This is a genomic window from Flavobacterium sp. DG2-3 (assembly GCF_030730925.1).
In the GTDB taxonomy this organism is placed as follows: domain Bacteria; phylum Bacteroidota; class Bacteroidia; order Flavobacteriales; family Flavobacteriaceae; genus Flavobacterium.
The window spans coordinates 71478-88898 of sequence record NZ_JAVAMB010000006.1 but is presented as its reverse complement, the minus strand read 5'-3'; the positions used below and the strand labels follow the sequence as shown (position 1 = coordinate 88898).

Sequence of the window (17421 nt, the reverse complement as noted above, 5' to 3'; positions counted from 1 at the left end):
AACCTCGTAGGTATTCGTTTTATGTTTAAACCTCCAAGGTTTTGAAAACCTTGGAGGAAGATCATCATTAGTTAAGAAGAAATGGTTTCATTTTTTCTTCTTCAATAAATTGCGTGCGATAAGGCGGAATTTCAGATTCCAAAGCCCAAAGCAAAACCCCTTTTTTATTCGTTAAAACCGTAATATGTCTTTTGGAACAGCAACACAAAATCAAATCTTTGTTGATCATATAAGCGCTTCCCATTCTGTCGTTGTAAATGTCTTTTGGCAATTTGATTTGAAAATCAAGTTTTACGGCATTGTTCTTTTCGTCCACTTTTAAAGCAAAAACAGAAGATTGTTTTTTATCTACACCATTATCAAAAAATAACAAACTTCCTTCCTGATCGATGTGTGCAGCATGTGCTTGAGAAAAATTGCTTTCTGGAGCCATTTTCATAGTTCCGTTTTTGCCTAATTTCCACATTACTTTTCCAGTTTTAGCATTTACTTTCCAAATCTGTCCATTGTTGTAGAAAGAAATTAGAAAATTGCCATCTGTATCGTAATTCAAACTGTTGGCGTGTGTCCAGTCTTTTTTTGTTTTTAAAATATCTTTGTCTTTCATCGGATCTAAATCATCAAAAACAGTCCATTTCCAAAGTTGTTTTCCTTTTTTATCTAAGATTACAATTCCGTCACCGCTAACCGTGTCTTTTTCTTTTCCGCCGACAGATTTCAGGTTTATTATTTTTTCTTCCACCGTTAAAGTCACAATTTCGTTAGCCGATTTTTTGATGATTTCGTGATGAATAGTCTGTTTTAAATCGCCTTGTCCTTTTTTAATATGCGTTAAAGTATCGCCTTGAAGATTGATTTCCAGAATTTCACTTCCGTAACTTGTAGGTTCGTCGTTTGTTCCTAAAATGGAAAGAATGCTTTGCTCTTTTGTAAAATGAGCGACTTTAAATCCTGTTCCTTCAAGTGTATGATACCATCTTAAATTTCCTTTGTAATCTACAATGTATGCCGTTCCTGGAGTTTCTCTTTTCGCTAAAAGCATAAAACCTTTTTTGAAATTCGCTGGCAGTAATTCCGGTTTTGGACAATTGGCTTTAAATTGTTTTTGAAGCCATTCAGGCAATTTTCTAGATTTAAAAGTATAAACCTTGCTTGTTTTTTTATCGCTGCCTTGAACCGTAACAATTTGAAAACTATAATTGGTTTCTGGAATAATATTGCAAAGCACTAAAGAATGCTTAAGACCAGAATTTGAAATAGGAGAGGTTATTTTATTTTGAATTCCTTTTTTATCCGACCAATATTCTGCATATACCTGAGCTTGGTCATTCGTAGTAACATCGATCTGAATTTTCAATTCGTTGTTACCATGAGTGCCAATATTGATATTGGAGATAATTTGGTTTTTAGAACAGCTTGCCAATGAAAGCAGGACTAAAATAAAACTTCCTTTTAAAATTAATTTTTTGATCATCTGAAAAGCTTCTTTTGTGAAACAGAAAAGCACTTTTTATATAAAAATCAAGAACAGACAGACTATTTGCTGTCTGTTCTTGAAATACATTTTATTATCTGTCGGCGTTGCTTAAGTTTGGATTAAGATCTACCTGACTCTGTGGATACGTGTAATATTTGTTTTGTGGCATTTTAATCAAAGCTGCCTCGCCAACTCTTAAATGATAAGCGTTTACCAAAACATCATATTTGTTCATTCTAATTAAATCAGCGCGACGTTTTCCTTCATAAAACAATTCCCAGCCTCTTTCTTGCAAAATAGCATCTCGCAAACTAGTTTGTGTATGTTCTGATAAAACCAGAAGTTTGGCATGCGATCTTCCTTTTACCTGATTGATAAGATCGATTGCTTCTTGAGTTGGGCCACTGATTTCGTTTAGCGCTTCGGCTCTGCTCAATAAAACATCAGCATAGCGAAGAATGTTTACACTATGACCATCGTAATACGTTGTCGTTTCGTCATCAGCATATTTTTTTGTAGAAACGTCTTGCATGTACAATTCACCTTCTGGCGGTTCAGCGCCTAAGTATGGAGGCTGTTTGTGCAATAGACCATCTGTGCCCATAAATTCTGGGAAGAAACACTGTTTTCTTTCGTCTTCGTCACCAAAAGTGTTGTAAAAATCCCAGTTTACGGTATAATACTGCCATCTGTTTTGAACAACAGGGTGATCAACAGGGCCAAAATGGTTTAATAATTCGGTTCCGTTTGTATTGGCGTCACTCAAAGAAGAGAAGATATTTTCGCTGCACCATTTGTTACTTTCTTTAAACAAACCTAAGTAAGAAGGATAAAGGCTGTATTGGTTTAAATCCATAACTTGTTTGGTTAGAGTCGCAACTTTTTGCCAATCATGGCTTCTTAAGTACAATTTGGCTAATAATGTAAGAGCGGCACCTTTTGTAGCACGTCCTACGTCATTTGTACCGTAAATTTCATTGTTTTGATAATTTAGAGGAAGAACATCAGCAGCTTCAGTTAATTCTTTAATCATAAAAGCATCAATTTCTTCAACAGACGATGGCGGAGTTTGATCTAAGTATCCAGGATTTCCTAAGTTCGCTTCGGTAATTAAAATTACAGGTCCCCAAGAATCTGTCAAATCCATATAAGCAGAACATCTTAAGAATTTGGCTTCTGCAATAAATTGTGCTTTTTCTGCTGCTGTAATGCCACCCATAGGTAAAATGTTGAAAATGGCATTGTTGGCATTAGCAATTAGTTTGTACATCGCGTTCCAGTCTTCTTTAAGAAGTCCGTTGGCAGAATTCCAAGTTCCTAGTGACAATTGTCCAGGATCTCCACCAAACTGGCAGTGCCCTAAATCTGTAGCAATATCAGTCAAGGCAAAGTGTCTCGTAGCCCAATACGAAAAGTTATCGCCTACAGACGGGCCTTTTAATCTTCCATAAATAGAATTGATGGCCGCAATAGCATCTGACTTTGTTTGGTATCCATTAGTATTAGTCAAACTGCTATATACCGTGGGATCAAGGTCTTGGTTGCACGAAATTTGTGCCCCAGCGGTAAGTAAAAGTAATAAGATTGTATATTTTTTCATTTGAATCAATTTAATGTTACTAAAAAGCATTTTAGACTAGTGAATGGCTACTTTAATTCCAAGTATAAAAGTTCTCGAAGCAGGGAACGAGTTAAAATCAATTCCTCCACCTAAATTATTAGAAGAATGTCCGTTAACCTCAGGGTCATTTCCAGAATAATTGGTAATCGTCAATAAATTTTGTCCGATAGCATATAATCTGATGCTGTCAATAAATTTTACTGTTTTCAAAGCGCTTTCAGGAATAGTGTATCCTATAGAAACATTTTTTAGACGTAGGTAAGAAGCTTCTTCAACAAATTTTGAATTCACATAACTTCCGTATTTGCTTTTGTAATAACCGTCTCTCGGAATATCTGTATTTTCATTCGTTCCAGCAACCCAGCGGTTTAAGGCATCTGTACTGGTAGAAGATTCTCCAACCATTTTAGTCATATTATAAACAGAATAATCAAAAGCACCTTGGAAAAAGATATTCATATCAAAATTTCTGTATCTGAAATCGTTATTAAAACCAGCCACATAATGCGGAATAGAATTTCCTAAATACGTTCTGTCAGCTGCTGTAATAGTACCGTCTCCATCAACATCTACATATTTCGGATCTCCAGGTACAGATAACGGCTGAGGAGCATAAGTTTCTCCAGTTTTAATTACTCCAGCATATTTATAACCAAACAAAACTCCCATTTCTTTTCCTGGTTCCAATCTCGTAAATTCTTGTCCAGAAACTGTTCCGCTTGGGTTAGAAGTATTTGTACTGATGATTTTTACATTATCTGCAAGAGACACAATTTCTTGTTTGTTGTAAGCCAGATTTAATGAAGTTGTCCAAGAAAATTTATCAGATCTAAAGTTTGTTGTCGTGATTCCTAATTCAATACCTTGGTTGTCAATAACTCCAGAGTTAATTCTTTGAGTGCCAAAGCCCCACCAACCTCCAACAGGAACATTTAAAAGGGCATCTGTAGTTCTTTTTTTGTAATAATCGAATGTGATAGAAAGTTTATCATTAAATAAACCTAAATCCAAACCAATATCAGTTTGAGCTGTTTCTTCCCATTTAAGGTTCGGATTGGCTAAGTTGGCAGGTTCTGTACCAGCAACAAAATCGTCTGGCGCAATGGTAACTCCCCAAGAAGTTAGTCGGCTCATGTATGAATAATCTCCAATACCGTCACTACCTGTAATACCGTAACTTGCTCTTAGTTTAAGTTCAGAAATTGCTTTTACGTTTTGCATAAAAGATTCGTTAGACACTTTCCACGCAACCGCTCCAGAAGGGAAAATACCAAATCTGTTGTTTGGTCCAAAACGAGAAGAACCGTCTTTTCTGATTGTAAAAGTGGCTAAATATTTATCATTAAATGCATAATTTAACCTTCCAAAATAAGAAGTCAGTTTCGTTTCTGTTTTTTCTGTTTCAGGTTTCAAATAAACCGAAGCGCCTTGCAGATTGTAATACGTCAATAAATCGTTAGAAAAACCAGTTCCAGCAGCTCTTACTCTTTCGTAAGTATCTTTTTGGTTTGAAGTACCAATCATTGCTGTAATCGAATGTACTTCTTTAATATCAAATTTATACGTCAAATATTGCTCGGTACTCCATCTGAAATACGTTTTATTTTCCTCAGAAGCAGAACCTTTTAAAGCCGCTCCAGCCACTAAAGTACTAGGCGTATATTTTCCTTGAATATTTTCTTGCCACTCTGCACCAGCGCCAAAATGATATGTTAAGCCTTTAATAATCTGATAATCTAAAAACATGCTTCCGTTTACCAATCTGTTGATCGTGTGGTCTGTAGGTTCCAATAAAAGTGCTAATGCATTATCTTTTCCTTGAAATTTGTAATACGAACCATCTGGATTGTAAATAGGAATAGCTGGAGGAGCAGTCTGGATAGAGAACATTGGAGATAAAATGTTATCGCCAAAATCACTGTTATTTCCTTCAGCAACAGCGCCGTAAACATTTGTACCCATGTTCAGCCTTTCATTGAATCTTTTTTCACCGCCCATTCTCACACTATATCTTTCAAAATCAGTGTTTACGATTGCTCCCGTCTGTTTTAAATAGTTTCCAGAAAGAAAAAATTTAGAAGATTGATCGCTTCCGCTAAAAGTAAGCGTTCTGTTTAACACTTCACCCGGACGAGTTGCAGCGTCAAACCAGTTGGTGTTGGCAACAGGAAAACTAGAAGGGAAAAGTGGAGGTCTTCCATTTTCAGCATTAAGTGCGTTTTGATAATCAGCATATTGCTGCCCAGTCAATAAAGAAGGCTCTTTTATGATGTTTTGAAAACCATCAGAAATCTCAGCTTCTACATTCATTTTTCCAGCTTTACCTTTTTTAGTGGTAATTAAAATCACTCCATTTCCACCGCGAGCACCATAAATTGCTGTAGAAGCAGCGTCTTTTAAAATCTGAATATTTTCAATGTCATTTGGACTAATAGAAGCCCCAGTGCTGGTAATGAATCCGTCAACTACATACAGCGGAGCATTAGAAGTATTAATTGAGTTTCCACCTCTAATTACAACTGAAGGATTTGTTCCTGGCGCGTAACTGTTTTGTTGCACTTGTACTCCGGAAGCACGTCCTTGCAACGCCTGACCAACATTGGCCACTGTTCCGCCCAAGTTTAAATTGTCTTTGCTAAGCGAACTTACAGAACCGGTAAGATCTTTTTTCTTAGATTTTCCGTATCCAATTACCACTTCTTCTAGTTTTTGTCCCGCTTCTTTCATGACAATTTTTAGAGGCGCGCTTCCAATGGTTACTTCCTGATCTTCCATTCCGATGAAAGTAATGACCAGTTTTGTAGCATTATCTGGAACCGTAATAGCAAAAGTTCCGTCTACATCAGTCTGAACACCTTTGGTAGTACCTTTAACTACCACATTGGCACCAGGAAGAGGTAAACCTTTTTCATCTGTAACCTTTCCTTTCACTGTTTTTTCAAAAAACAGCGCCGTTTTGTTCTTGTCTGAAATATGTATAGAAGAAGCTGCAGAAGCTTGAAATGTAAAAACTAATAACGAGAGAACCGTTATTCCGATTTCTTTGCGGGATAAATTGTTAATCCGAAAATCTCTTGGCTTTTTTTGGGTTAATAATTTCATACTTTAAATTGGTTTTGGTTAATGTTTAATTGTTTTTCTTCTTTGTTTGTAGGTTTTAGACTTCTTTTTTAATCGTGGAGTTCATTTTGTCTTTTTAGTTAAGTTTTGATTGAGTTGTTTTTTATACAAATCAGAGTCTTCAATTTTTACTTTAAACTCGGCTTGTTTAGTTTGGTTTTCTACTTTCTACAAGCTTAAAAATCACCTGAAAATCTGCATAATTAACTTAGTTTTAAGATTAATCTCTGACGAAACTAGAGATTATATTTTTATAAAACAAGAAAAAACACAAAAAATGTGCTCGAACACACAAAATTTATGTTCTCGAGCACATAAAATTGTGCGAAACGTTTTTTTTGACTTAAAAAGATGAGATGTTTTTAAAATATTTTCGAAATGATGAGCTTGCTAAAAAGTGACTATTTTTGAATTATAAAAGCTGTTTTTGTAAAAACTTGAGAATTTCGCAATTACTGATTCGAAAACGTAGAAATTAAGCAGTCTTTTCTTATGTGTTTCTGCTGTGGAATTTTGATGTTATTTTCTAAAGATTGCTCGTTTTTATTCAATTTTAAACTATCTTGGCTAATTCAAAAACTGATAAAGAAGTAAACTGAAATCTTATCGGTTTTCAGATTTTATAAAATTCAAAAATTAACAAAATTTAAGAAGTAGCATTGTGAAGGAGTATCAAGTAATTTTAATTGATAAAAATCAAGAAAACGAAAATGAAATTTTAAATCCAGTTTTCTGGAAAAAAGCAAATTGCTTGACCGATTTTTCTTCTCCGTGGAATAATGATCCAGTTTTAAAAATCGAATTTCGCGCGCTTTGGGATCAAGAAAACTTCTATTTTAATTTTAGAGTTTTTGATAATGATGTTTATATCGACCAAAAAGATGATAGCGTAGACAGCATTTGCAATTCAGATCGAGTGGAGCTTTTTTTTAGGAGTAATGATAGTCTTAATCCTTATTATTGTTTAGAAATCGATCCGTCAACAAGGCTATTGGATTTTCACGCGCTTCCTGATAAGGTTTTTGATTACGAATGGAAATGGCCTCAAAATCATATAAAACTAGAATCTTCTGCAGATGAGGTTTCTTTTACAGTTGCAGGCGCAATTAGTATTGGATCGTTAAAAGAATTAGATTTAGTTCATAACAATACAATTGAAACAGGAGTTTATAGAGCCAAGTTTTCTAAAGGCGAAAAAGGAAATTATGAACCGACTTGGATTTCATGGGTAAATCCAATTACTCCAGAACCGAATTTTCATATTGCTTCGTCTTTCGGGAAATTTATTTTACAGAAATGATTTGCCGCAAAGACGCGAAGACACAAAGTTTTTTTAATCTGCGTGAAATACTTTGCGCATAAATTTCTTCGCGCAGATTTGGCAGATCTTGCAGATAAAAAAAATCCCCATAATCTGCTAAATCTGCGGGAGGAAAAAAAATGTGACTTAGTGTCTTTGCGTATAAATTTCTTCCCGCATATTTAGGAGATCTTGCAGATAAAAAAAATCCTCATAATCTGCTAAATCTGCGAGAGGAAAAAAATTTGAGACTTAGTGTCTTTGCGTATAAATTTCTTCCCGCAGATTTAACAGATCTTGCAGATAAAAAATCCCCATAATCTACTAAATCTGCGAGCGAAAAAAAAACTTTGTGTCTTCGCGCCTTTGTGGCAAAAAAAACTTAGTTGGTGTAAAAAGAAGCATTTTCGACATTGATGATGTCAATAGGAAGCAAAATAGTTTCTGGAATGTCTTTTCTAAAAATAAAATGATCTGCCAAAGTGCTTACGCCCAAATAAGCCTGTCTTTTTTGATTTTGGTGAATTAAAAAATGAACCAGTCCCTGATTTAAAAAACTAACATTTTTGTCAATTAAATCGTAGCCAATCAGAGCAATTTTTTTATCTGTAACCGAGGATAAGATAGAAGCAATTTGATAAGCTTTAGAAGTAGTAATAAAAATACCGCTTAAATCAGGATTTTCGTTTAAGAAAGCCGTAAGCTTATTTTCTATATTGGAATATTTTAGTTTTAATGTAGTTACAGAAAAATCAGGAAGATTTTTTTCATCAAAATAACTTCTAAACCCTCGTTCTTTTTCCTGCATGTGAACCGCATTTTTCAGACTTTCATCAATATGAATAATGGCAATCTGACCTTTTGGGAGAATCAGATTCATTAAACTTGCAGCTACACGGCCACTTTTATATAAATCCTGTCCCACAAAACTTTTTATAGAAGAAGATTCGACCTGGTTGTTGAAAGTGTTGACAATAATTCCCAGTTCGTCATATTGTTTTATGATTTCAATGGTTTCCTTATGGAAAAGAGGAGTCAGTAAAACTGCATCTGGCGATTGTGTAATAATCGTTTCGTTGGTTTTTAAAAAAGCTTTAGTGCTTTCTGGATTGAAATAATGGATGTCTATAGCGACATTGTAGGCTTTGAATTCCTTAATCGCATCTTGTATTCCGTTAACACAAGGAAGCCAGTATGGGTCAAATACAGGATCGGGAAGCAAAACACAAATGCGGTAAACTTTTGTGCTTTTTAAATTTCGTGCAATTAAGTTGGGCTCATAATCAATAACATTTAAAACTTCGTTGATTTTTTCGAGTGCAGCTGGAGAGACCTTTCCTCTATTATGCAGAACACGGTCAACAGTTCCTTTAGAAACTCCAGCCATTTGTGCAATATCCTTAATCGTGTACTTTTTATCCATATAGACAAATATAAAAACTTTGATTTAATAAACGTGAATTTTTTGTAAGAATTAATAAATGTGCTCGAGAACATAAAAATAGTGTGTTCGAGCACATTTTTGTATTTTTTCTTGTTTTATAAAAATATAATCTATAGTTTCGTGAAATCAAAACCGAAAATCTAAAATAAATTTACAACCAAATAACGTTTTAATTTATTGAATTAAAGTGTTTTAACACAAAGTGTTTAAGTGAAAAAAATTACGTCATTAGCTCCCGGCCGAATCTGTCTTTTTGGAGATCATCAAGATTATTTGGGATTGCCTGTTATAGCCTGTGCGATAGATCGAAATATTAAATTAATTGCAGAAGAAAATCAGACCGATACATTTGTTCTGAATATGATTGATATTAATGAAATTAGAATTATCAATATACACGAGGCTTTTGAAAAATTAGAACCAAGAGATTACTTTGCTTCCTCGCTGCGGGTACTGCGTAGGTATGGCTGCGTGCCAACATCTGGCTATACGATTTCCATTACCGGAGATATTCCGATTAATTCAGGAACATCAAGTTCGTCAGCTTTATTAATGGCTTGGATTCGTTTTCTGATCGAAGCTTTCGGAATCGATCATGAAGTTACGCCTGAATTTCTTTCTAAATTAGGATACGAATCTGAGGTTTTAGAGCATGGAGAACCTGGTGGAATGATGGATCATTTTAGTATTGGCGTTGGAAATATTGTCTACATCAACACCAAAAAGCCATTTTCTTTTGATGTAATCGGAACGGAATTGAAAGGTCTTATTACAGGTGTTTCTGGAGTTCCAAAAGAAACGATCGGACTGCTTGGCGAGTTAAAAGGAAATGCTTTAACTGCAATTGATTTGGTAAAACAGAATTATCCAGAGTTTGATTTAAATGCTTCTGAAGCTGAAGATGTAGATAAATATCGAAACTGTCTCCCGGACCGTTTGATTCCATTTTTTGAAGCGGCGGTTAAAAATTATCATTATACGAAAGAAGCTTTAAAAGAATTTAAAAAACCAGTTTTGGATCTTAAAAAAATTGGTGCTTTAATGAATGGTCATCATGAAATTTTACGCGATTTGCTAAAAATTACAGTTCCGAGAATTGATGCAATGGTCAATGCTGCGCTAAAAGCGGGTGCATACGGAGCAAAAATTGTGGGTTCTGGCGGAGGCGGAAGCATTGTTGTAATTGCTGATCCTAAGAATGAAGATGCGGTGATAAAAGCGATTTTAGATGCTGGAGCGCAAGAAGCGTATGCGGTAAATGTTGATCCCGGAGTACGAATTATTGATAATATTGAAAATTAAATAAAATGCACGACAATTTAGTGATTTTAGCCGGCGGAGCTTCTTCTCGCATGAAAAAAGAAGCGGTTACAGATAATCTTTCTCCAGAAGAAATTGCTCAGGCCAACGAAAGAAGTAAAGGTTTGATTGGTGTTGGCGCAAGCGGAAGACCTTTACTGGATTATCTTTTGTGGAATGCGAAAAAATCGGGTTACAAAAACATATATATTATAATAGGAGAGCAAGGAGAATTGTTTAAAGAGTTTTACGGAAGTAAAATGAAGGACAATGATTTTCATGGACTTACTATTTCATTTGCAGTTCAGTACATTCCGGAAGGAAGAATAAAGCCTTTTGGAACTGCAGATGCTTTGTTTCAGGCTGTTGAACAATATCCAGAATTAAATTCACGGTTTTATTCGGTTTGCAATAGTGATAATTTGTATTCTGCAGAAGCGTTGCGCGCATTGAGAGAAACCGAAAGTCCGAACGCTTTTATTAGTTATGACCGAGATGCAATGGATTTTCCGTTGGAGCGTATTTCTCGTTTTGCGATTGCAAAATTAGATTCTAATAATCAGCTTTTGGATATTTTAGAAAAACCTTCAGAGGAAGTTTTGGAACAATATAAGGATAGTGAAGGCAAAATACGCGTGAGTATGAATGCTTTTAAGTTTAATGGTAAGACTTTATATATACATCTTAAAAATTGTCCCGTTCATCCAGAGCGTGATGAAAAGGAGTTGCCAACAGTACTTTTAAACTCTGTGAAGGAAAATCCGAATACTACGGTCGGAATTCCGTTTTCTGAGCACGTTCCGGATCTAACTGCTAAGGAAGATATTGCCGATGTAAAAACATATTTGGCAAAATATTATCCTGATTTAAATTGGAATAACAAAAATTAACAAAACTTTGATATCTAAATTAGAGAATAAGGAAATTTAATGTACTACTTTTGTTTTGCAAAAAAAATGCAGATATTTGCATAAATTACGCAATCAATAATGTGAGAGTTGATTCTAATTTAGATTTTAAAGTAGATAAATCTATAACTAATCAACCAAAAATTATGACAAACATTCAAAGTACATTACAAGTAGAGAAAAAAAGTGCCATTGTTCCGATGGTAATTTTAACCTTATTGTTTTTTATTCTAGGATTCGTAACCTGGCTTAACGGGCCACTTATTCCGTTTTTTGAATTAGCTTGCGAGCTTACTTCTTCGCAAGCCTATTTTGTGACTTTCGCTTTTTACATTGCCTATTTTGTAATGGCAGTTCCTTCTTCTTATATTATTGAAAAAGTGGGATATAAAAACGGAATTTCTCTAGGGCTATTGATCATAGCCGCTGGAGCATTTATGTTTTATCCTGCAGCAGCAAGCCGTACATTTCTCTTATTTTTATTAGCGCTCTTCGTAATGGGAACTGGTTTAGCGGTTTTGCAGACAGCATCAAATCCGTATGTTGTGGTAATTGGCCCGAGAGAAAGCGCTGCGGCAAGAATCAGTGTTTTAGGAATTGCCAATAAACTGGCTGGATTTGTAGCGCCAATAGTGCTTACGGTTTTGGTTTTGTCTAATATGCAGGACTTTACCGCAGACAAAATTGCTCTGATGGATGAAGCTGCAAAAACGAACGCATTAAATTCTCTTGCTTTGCAATTACAAACTCCTTATCTTTATATGGGGTTGATTATTACTGTTTTAGCTTTAATGGTTAAGTTTTCTCCTCTGCCAGAAATTGATCTGGATGAAGAAGGAAATGTATCGAATCTGAGTGTTTTTAAACAGATTAAAAATGCTTTCAAACATCCACAGCTGGTTTTAGGAGTAATTACTTTAATGCTGTATTTATCTGCAGAGGTTTTAGCGGGAGATTCTATTGGAGCTTTCGGGAAACAACTTGGAGTTTACGGTGAAGAAGGAAATTTCTACCTCAAATTAACATCATTTACGATGTCAGCAATGGTTGTCGGATACGTTCTTGGAATAGTGCTGATTCCTAAATATGTTTCACAAGTTACTGCTTTAAAAGTATCTGGAATGCTTGGTTTAGTATTGGTTTTGGCTATTGTTTTGATTTCGCCGAAAATAATGATTGCATTTCCTGGTACTCCAAATATACCGTTGGTAATACTTTTGGTAGCACTTTTAGGATTGGCAAATGCTTTATGCTGGCCGGCAATCTGGCCAATGGCTTTGCAGGATTTGGGAGGTTACACAAAGATTGGAAGCGCTATTTTGATTATGGGAATTATCGGTGGAGCTGTTTTTCCATTGTTTTACGGAATGATTACCGAAAGCATTAATTCGGCAAATGTTGCAAAAAATCTGCAAGATGTTTCAAAAAGCGGAAATCAATTGGCGTATTTAATGTTATTGCCTTCTTATGCAATGATTTTGTTTTATGCTGTAAAAGGGCATAAGTACAGGAAATGGAATAGTTGAACAAAAAATAAAAATTAATATATCATGTTAAAAAGTAAAATCGACAAAGCAACAGGTTTCGAAAAACGATTCGAAAACATCAATACAGTTGTTTTTGAAAACTCTACGGAAGCTTCAAAAGAAGTAGCACAGGAAATTGCGGCTTTAATCAGAGAAAAACAAAAAGAAGGAAAACCATGTATTTTGGGTTTGGCAACCGGTTCTTCTCCAAAAGGATTATATGCTGAATTAGTGCGTTTGCATAAAGAAGAAGGTTTGAGTTTCAAAAATGTAATCAGTTTTAACTTGGATGAATACTATCCAATGGAACCAAACTCAATCAACAGTTATGTTCGTTTCATGAAAGAACTTTTGTTTGATCATGTCGATATTTTACCTGAAAACGCTCACGTGCCAGACGGACTTTTGACAAAAGAACAAATTGCTGATTACTGCCACGAATATGAAGCTAAAATCGAAGCTTTAGGCGGAATCGATCTTCAGATTCTTGGAATTGGAGGTAACGGACATATTGGTTTTAACGAATCTGGTTCGCTTCAAAACTCTAAAACTCGTTTGGTGGCTTTAGATCACATTACAAGAGTTGCTGCAAGTAAAGATTTTTATGGTTTGAATAATACGCCAAGAACAGCAATTACGCTTGGAGTGAAAAAAATCATGGAAGCAAAAAGAGTAATCTTATTAGCTTGGGGTGAAGGAAAAGCAAATATTGTAAAAAGATCTGTTGAGGATGAAGTTACAAATAGAGTTCCTGCTTCATTTTTGCAAGAGCACAACAATGCCGTTTTTATTTTAGATAAAGAAGCTTCTTCAAAACTAACAAGAATTAACAAGCCTTGGTTGGTTGAGAAAATTGTTTGGACAGATAAATTAACTCGTAAAGCGGTTTTAGGATTAGCATTGGATCTTAAAAAACCAATTTTAATGCTTACAGACGCCGATTATATCGAAAATGGTATGAGCGATTTGTTGGCAGATTCTGGTCCAGCTTACGACACGAATATTAAAATTTTCAATAAATTACAAAATACAATTACAGGTTGGCCAGGTGGAAAACCAAATGCAGACGATTCAAACCGTCCAGAAAGAGCGGAGCCAGCTAAAAAACGTGTGTTGATTTTTTCTCCGCACCCAGATGACGATATTATCAGTATGGGAGGAACTTTTATGCGTCTGCAAGAGCAAGGGCATGAAGTGCACGTTGCGTACCAAACTTCTGGAAATATTGCCGTTGCTGATGATGAAGCATTACGTTTTGCAAGATTCGTAATTGATTACAACGAAAAATTCGGAATCAAAAGCGAAGAAGCAGATAACATTTATAAAAAAGCAGAAGCTTTCTTGCAGAACAAAAAGAACAGCGAAATTGATATTCCTGAAGTTCGTTACATTAAAGGTTTAATTAGAAAAGGAGAGGCGAGAGCTACAAGTTATTTTGTTGGTCTTCCAGACGAACAGATTCACTTTATGGAATTGCCTTTCTATGAAACAGGAACAATCGAGAAAAAACCAATCGGACCAGAAGATATTCAGTTGACGGTTGATTTAATCGAGAAAATTAAGCCACACCAGATTTATGCAGCAGGAGATTTAGCAGATCCACACGGAACGCACAAAGTTTGTTTGGATGCTATTTTTGAAGCGGTAAAAGTTCTGAAACCAAAAGAATTCATGAACGACTGCTGGTTGTGGTTATACCGTGGAGCTTGGCAAGAATGGGGAATTGACGAAGTTGAAATGGCAGTTCCAATGAGTCCAGATCAGGTTTTAGCAAAACGTCACGGAATTTTCAAACACCAATCTCAAAAAGATGGAGTTGTTTTCCAAGGAACAGATGCAAGAGAGTTCTGGCAGAGAGCTGAAGATAGAAACCGCGAAACAGCCGAATTGTACCACCAATTAGGTTTGGCAACGTATGCGGCAATGGAGGCTTTTGTGAGATGGCACTACTAAGCTACTAAGGTTCTAAGATGCTGAGATGCTAAGTTTTTTTCTTAGTTTTTTAGAAAATTAGTGACAAGTTAAATAATAATTTTGAAGCAGGAAGAGGGGACAAAAATAAGTTCTTTTTTCTTGCTTCTTTTTTTTGTTTATGTTCTAAGGTGCTAAGGTTCTGAGATTCTAATTTTTTTTTAACCATATAAGCTGTATAAGTAGATTTAAGTTGGGTGGGTTTGAATCGCAAAGCTCATTTAAGGGTACTGTATATGTTTACTTGTATGTATGAAATTATTTGGTTTAAAATAATTTTTTATATGACCTTAAATCGCAAAGTTTATTTAAGCACACGGTTTATATGTTCTTAAATAGCTTATATGGTTTAAAAATAATTCGCCCTTTAACGGTCTAATTGTTTGAAATATTAATAGCTTTGCAAGAGAAGCAAGAAAGGGAATTGTATATTCTTTTTTCTTGCTTCTTTTTTTTTGTTTAGGTTCTAAGATGCTAAGATTCTGAGGTTCTAGTTTTTTTAATCTGTGTGAATCCTTTTAATCTGTGGCAAAAGAAAAATAAGTCATAATTTTGTAAGCAATCAAAGGAAGTAAGGGAAGGTATTAAGTCTTTCATCTTGCTTCTTTCCTCTTCTAAACTATGGAACAAGACAAAAAACAGCTCATAAAATTAGCACACACCAAAATGCCTTTCGGAAAATACGAAGGACGATATTTAATTGATCTTCCAGAATATTATGTGGTTTGGTATCATACTAAAGGATTTCCAAAGGGAGAACTTGGACAACAACTTCAGCTTATTTACGAATTGAAATTGAATGGATTGGAAGAGTTGATACGAAATATTAAGAAGCAGTATCCCAAGCCTTAAAATAAATTAGATAACGAGATAATGAGAAAATTAGATAATCTTTAGAGAGATAAATGTAAAATGTCTATTTAAGATGAATTTAATTCATGTTTTGCAATTAACACTTGTCTATTTCTTAAATTTTTTAATTGACACATTTTCTGATTTTCTAATTAGCAAATTGTCTAATTAAATTTGTACTTTTGCCAAGTTTTTTACACAACTACTTACAAACAAACAACAGAATGAATCAAACAAAATATATTTTTGTTACAGGAGGTGTGACCTCTTCATTAGGAAAAGGGATTATCGCGGCATCTTTGGCAAAATTGTTACAAGGAAGAGGATACCGTACTACTATTCAGAAATTTGATCCGTATATTAACGTTGATCCGGGGACACTAAACCCGTATGAGCACGGAGAATGTTACGTGACAGATGATGGTGCTGAAACTGACTTAGACTTAGGACACTACGAGCGTTTCTTGAACGTTCCTACTTCTCAGGCTAATAACGTTACTACAGGAAGAGTTTATCTTTCGGTTATTGAAAAAGAAAGAAGAGGAGAATTTTTAGGAAAAACAGTTCAGGTTGTTCCTCATATCACAAACGAAATCAAAGACAGAATGCAATTGCTAGGAAAATCTGGCGATTATGACATTGTTATTACTGAAATTGGTGGTACAGTTGGTGATATCGAATCTTTACCTTATATAGAATCTGTTCGTCAGTTAGTTTGGGAATTAGGTGAAAATAACGGAATCGTGATTCATTTGACTTTAGTTCCATTTTTGGCTGCAGCGGGTGAATTAAAAACAAAACCAACACAGCACTCTGTTAAAACTTTAATGGAGAGCGGTATTAAAGCCGATATTTTGGTTTGTAGAACGGAGCACGAATTGTCTCAGGAATTACGCCAGAAATTAGCTTTATTTTGTAATGTGAAAAAAGAAGCAGTTATTCAATCAATTGATGCTTCTACTATATATGAAGTTCCAAATTTAATGCTTGAAGAAGGATTAGATGTTGTGGCTTTAAAGAAATTAGATTTGCCTAAAAAAGCATCTCCAGATCTTAAAAACTGGAATACTTTCTTAAAAAGATTAAAAAGTCCAAAACAAACGGTTAACATTGGCTTAGTTGGAAAATATGTTGAAATGCAGGATTGTTACAAATCTATTTTAGAGGCGTTCATTCATGCAGGTGCAGCAAACGAAACCAAAGTAAACGTAATTTCTATTCACTCAGAGCATATTAATGCTGACAATGTGGAAGAGAAATTAGGAACTCTTGATGGAGTTTTAGTTGCTCCAGGTTTTGGTGAAAGAGGTATTGAAGGAAAAATCGAAGCAGTTCGTTATGTTCGTGAAAACAATATTCCATTCTTTGGAATTTGTTTAGGAATGCAAATGTCTGTTATCGAATATTCTAGAAATATTTTAGGTTACGCTGATGCGAATTCTACTGAGATGAACGATAAAACGCCTCATCCAGTTGTGAATTTAATGGAAGAACAGAAAACGATTACCGATAAAGGAGGAACAATGCGTCTAGGTGCTTGGAAATGTGATATTAAACCAAACACTTTAGCATACAAAATTTACGGAGAAAAAACTATTTCGGAGCGTCACCGCCACCGTTACGAGTACAACAATAAATATGCTGATGAATTGCAAAAAGCTGGTTTAAAAGCTTCTGGAGTTAATCCTGATACAGGTTTAGTAGAAATCGTAGAGCTTGAGAATCACCCATTTTTCATTGGTGTACAATACCACCCAGAATACAAAAGTACAGTTGCTAACCCGCACCCGATTTTTGTAAACTTTGTGGCTGCTGCAGTTAATGCGCATAAAAAATAATAATTAATTCGAAGAAAATGTAACTTTTGAGTTCAACTCATTACTAATTCAACGGATAACTTTTT

General features: G+C 35.0%; 11 protein-coding genes. 7 read left to right on the top strand and 4 right to left on the bottom strand.

All coding sequences use genetic code 11. From position 1 onward, the window contains the following. Positions 1-67: 67 nt before the first annotated feature. The 3 genes from Q9Q97_RS10395 to Q9Q97_RS10385 form a co-directional block, all read right to left on the bottom strand. Complete coding sequence (locus Q9Q97_RS10395) at positions 68-1474, bottom strand: aryl-sulfate sulfotransferase (protein ID WP_306156685.1); 1407 nt, start codon at positions 1472-1474, stop codon at positions 68-70. A 94-nt stretch (positions 1475-1568) separates the two neighbouring features. Further along, positions 1569-3077, bottom strand: coding sequence for a RagB/SusD family nutrient uptake outer membrane protein (locus Q9Q97_RS10390; RefSeq protein ID WP_306156683.1), 1509 nt, complete (start codon positions 3075-3077; stop codon positions 1569-1571). A gap of 36 nt (positions 3078-3113) precedes the next feature. Further along, on the bottom strand, positions 3114-6200 hold the full coding sequence (locus Q9Q97_RS10385) for a TonB-dependent receptor (protein WP_306156680.1): 3087 nt from the start codon (positions 6198-6200) through the stop codon (positions 3114-3116). A gap of 679 nt (positions 6201-6879) precedes the next feature. Here Q9Q97_RS10385 and Q9Q97_RS10380 point away from each other — a divergent pair. Further along, positions 6880-7518 (top strand): carbohydrate-binding family 9-like protein, encoded by a 639-nt coding sequence (locus Q9Q97_RS10380; protein WP_306156677.1) that lies wholly within the window; start codon positions 6880-6882, stop codon positions 7516-7518. A 382-nt stretch (positions 7519-7900) separates the two neighbouring features. Here Q9Q97_RS10380 and Q9Q97_RS10375 read toward each other — a convergent pair whose 3' ends face one another. Then, on the bottom strand, positions 7901-8941 hold the full coding sequence (locus Q9Q97_RS10375) for a LacI family DNA-binding transcriptional regulator (protein WP_306156675.1): 1041 nt from the start codon (positions 8939-8941) through the stop codon (positions 7901-7903). A gap of 231 nt (positions 8942-9172) precedes the next feature. Between Q9Q97_RS10375 and Q9Q97_RS10370 the strand changes: the two genes are divergently transcribed. The 6 genes from Q9Q97_RS10370 to Q9Q97_RS10345 all read left to right on the top strand — a co-directional run bounded on the left by Q9Q97_RS10370 (position 9173) and on the right by Q9Q97_RS10345 (position 17356). Next, positions 9173-10264, top strand: coding sequence for a mevalonate kinase (locus tag Q9Q97_RS10370; protein WP_306156673.1), 1092 nt, complete (start codon positions 9173-9175; stop codon positions 10262-10264). Positions 10265-10269: 5 nt separating this feature from the next. Beyond that, the gene (locus Q9Q97_RS10365) at positions 10270-11151 is read left to right on the top strand and encodes a sugar phosphate nucleotidyltransferase (protein WP_306156672.1); all 882 of its coding nucleotides are present in this window, start codon (positions 10270-10272) and stop codon (positions 11149-11151) included. Between the two features lie 164 nt (positions 11152-11315). After that, positions 11316-12695: a sugar MFS transporter gene (locus Q9Q97_RS10360; RefSeq protein ID WP_306156669.1), complete on the top strand. Its 1380-nt coding sequence runs from the start codon at positions 11316-11318 to the stop codon at positions 12693-12695. Between the two features lie 24 nt (positions 12696-12719). Next, entirely contained in the window at positions 12720-14648 is a 1929-nt protein-coding gene (gene nagB, locus Q9Q97_RS10355) for a glucosamine-6-phosphate deaminase (protein ID WP_306156667.1), read from the top strand. A gap of 639 nt (positions 14649-15287) precedes the next feature. After that, on the top strand, positions 15288-15518 hold the full coding sequence (locus tag Q9Q97_RS10350; RefSeq protein WP_306156665.1) for a DUF3820 family protein: 231 nt from the start codon (positions 15288-15290) through the stop codon (positions 15516-15518). 224 nt (positions 15519-15742) lie between these two features. Then, complete coding sequence (locus Q9Q97_RS10345; RefSeq protein ID WP_306156663.1) at positions 15743-17356, top strand: CTP synthase; 1614 nt, start codon at positions 15743-15745, stop codon at positions 17354-17356. Positions 17357-17421: the final 65 nt, after the last annotated feature.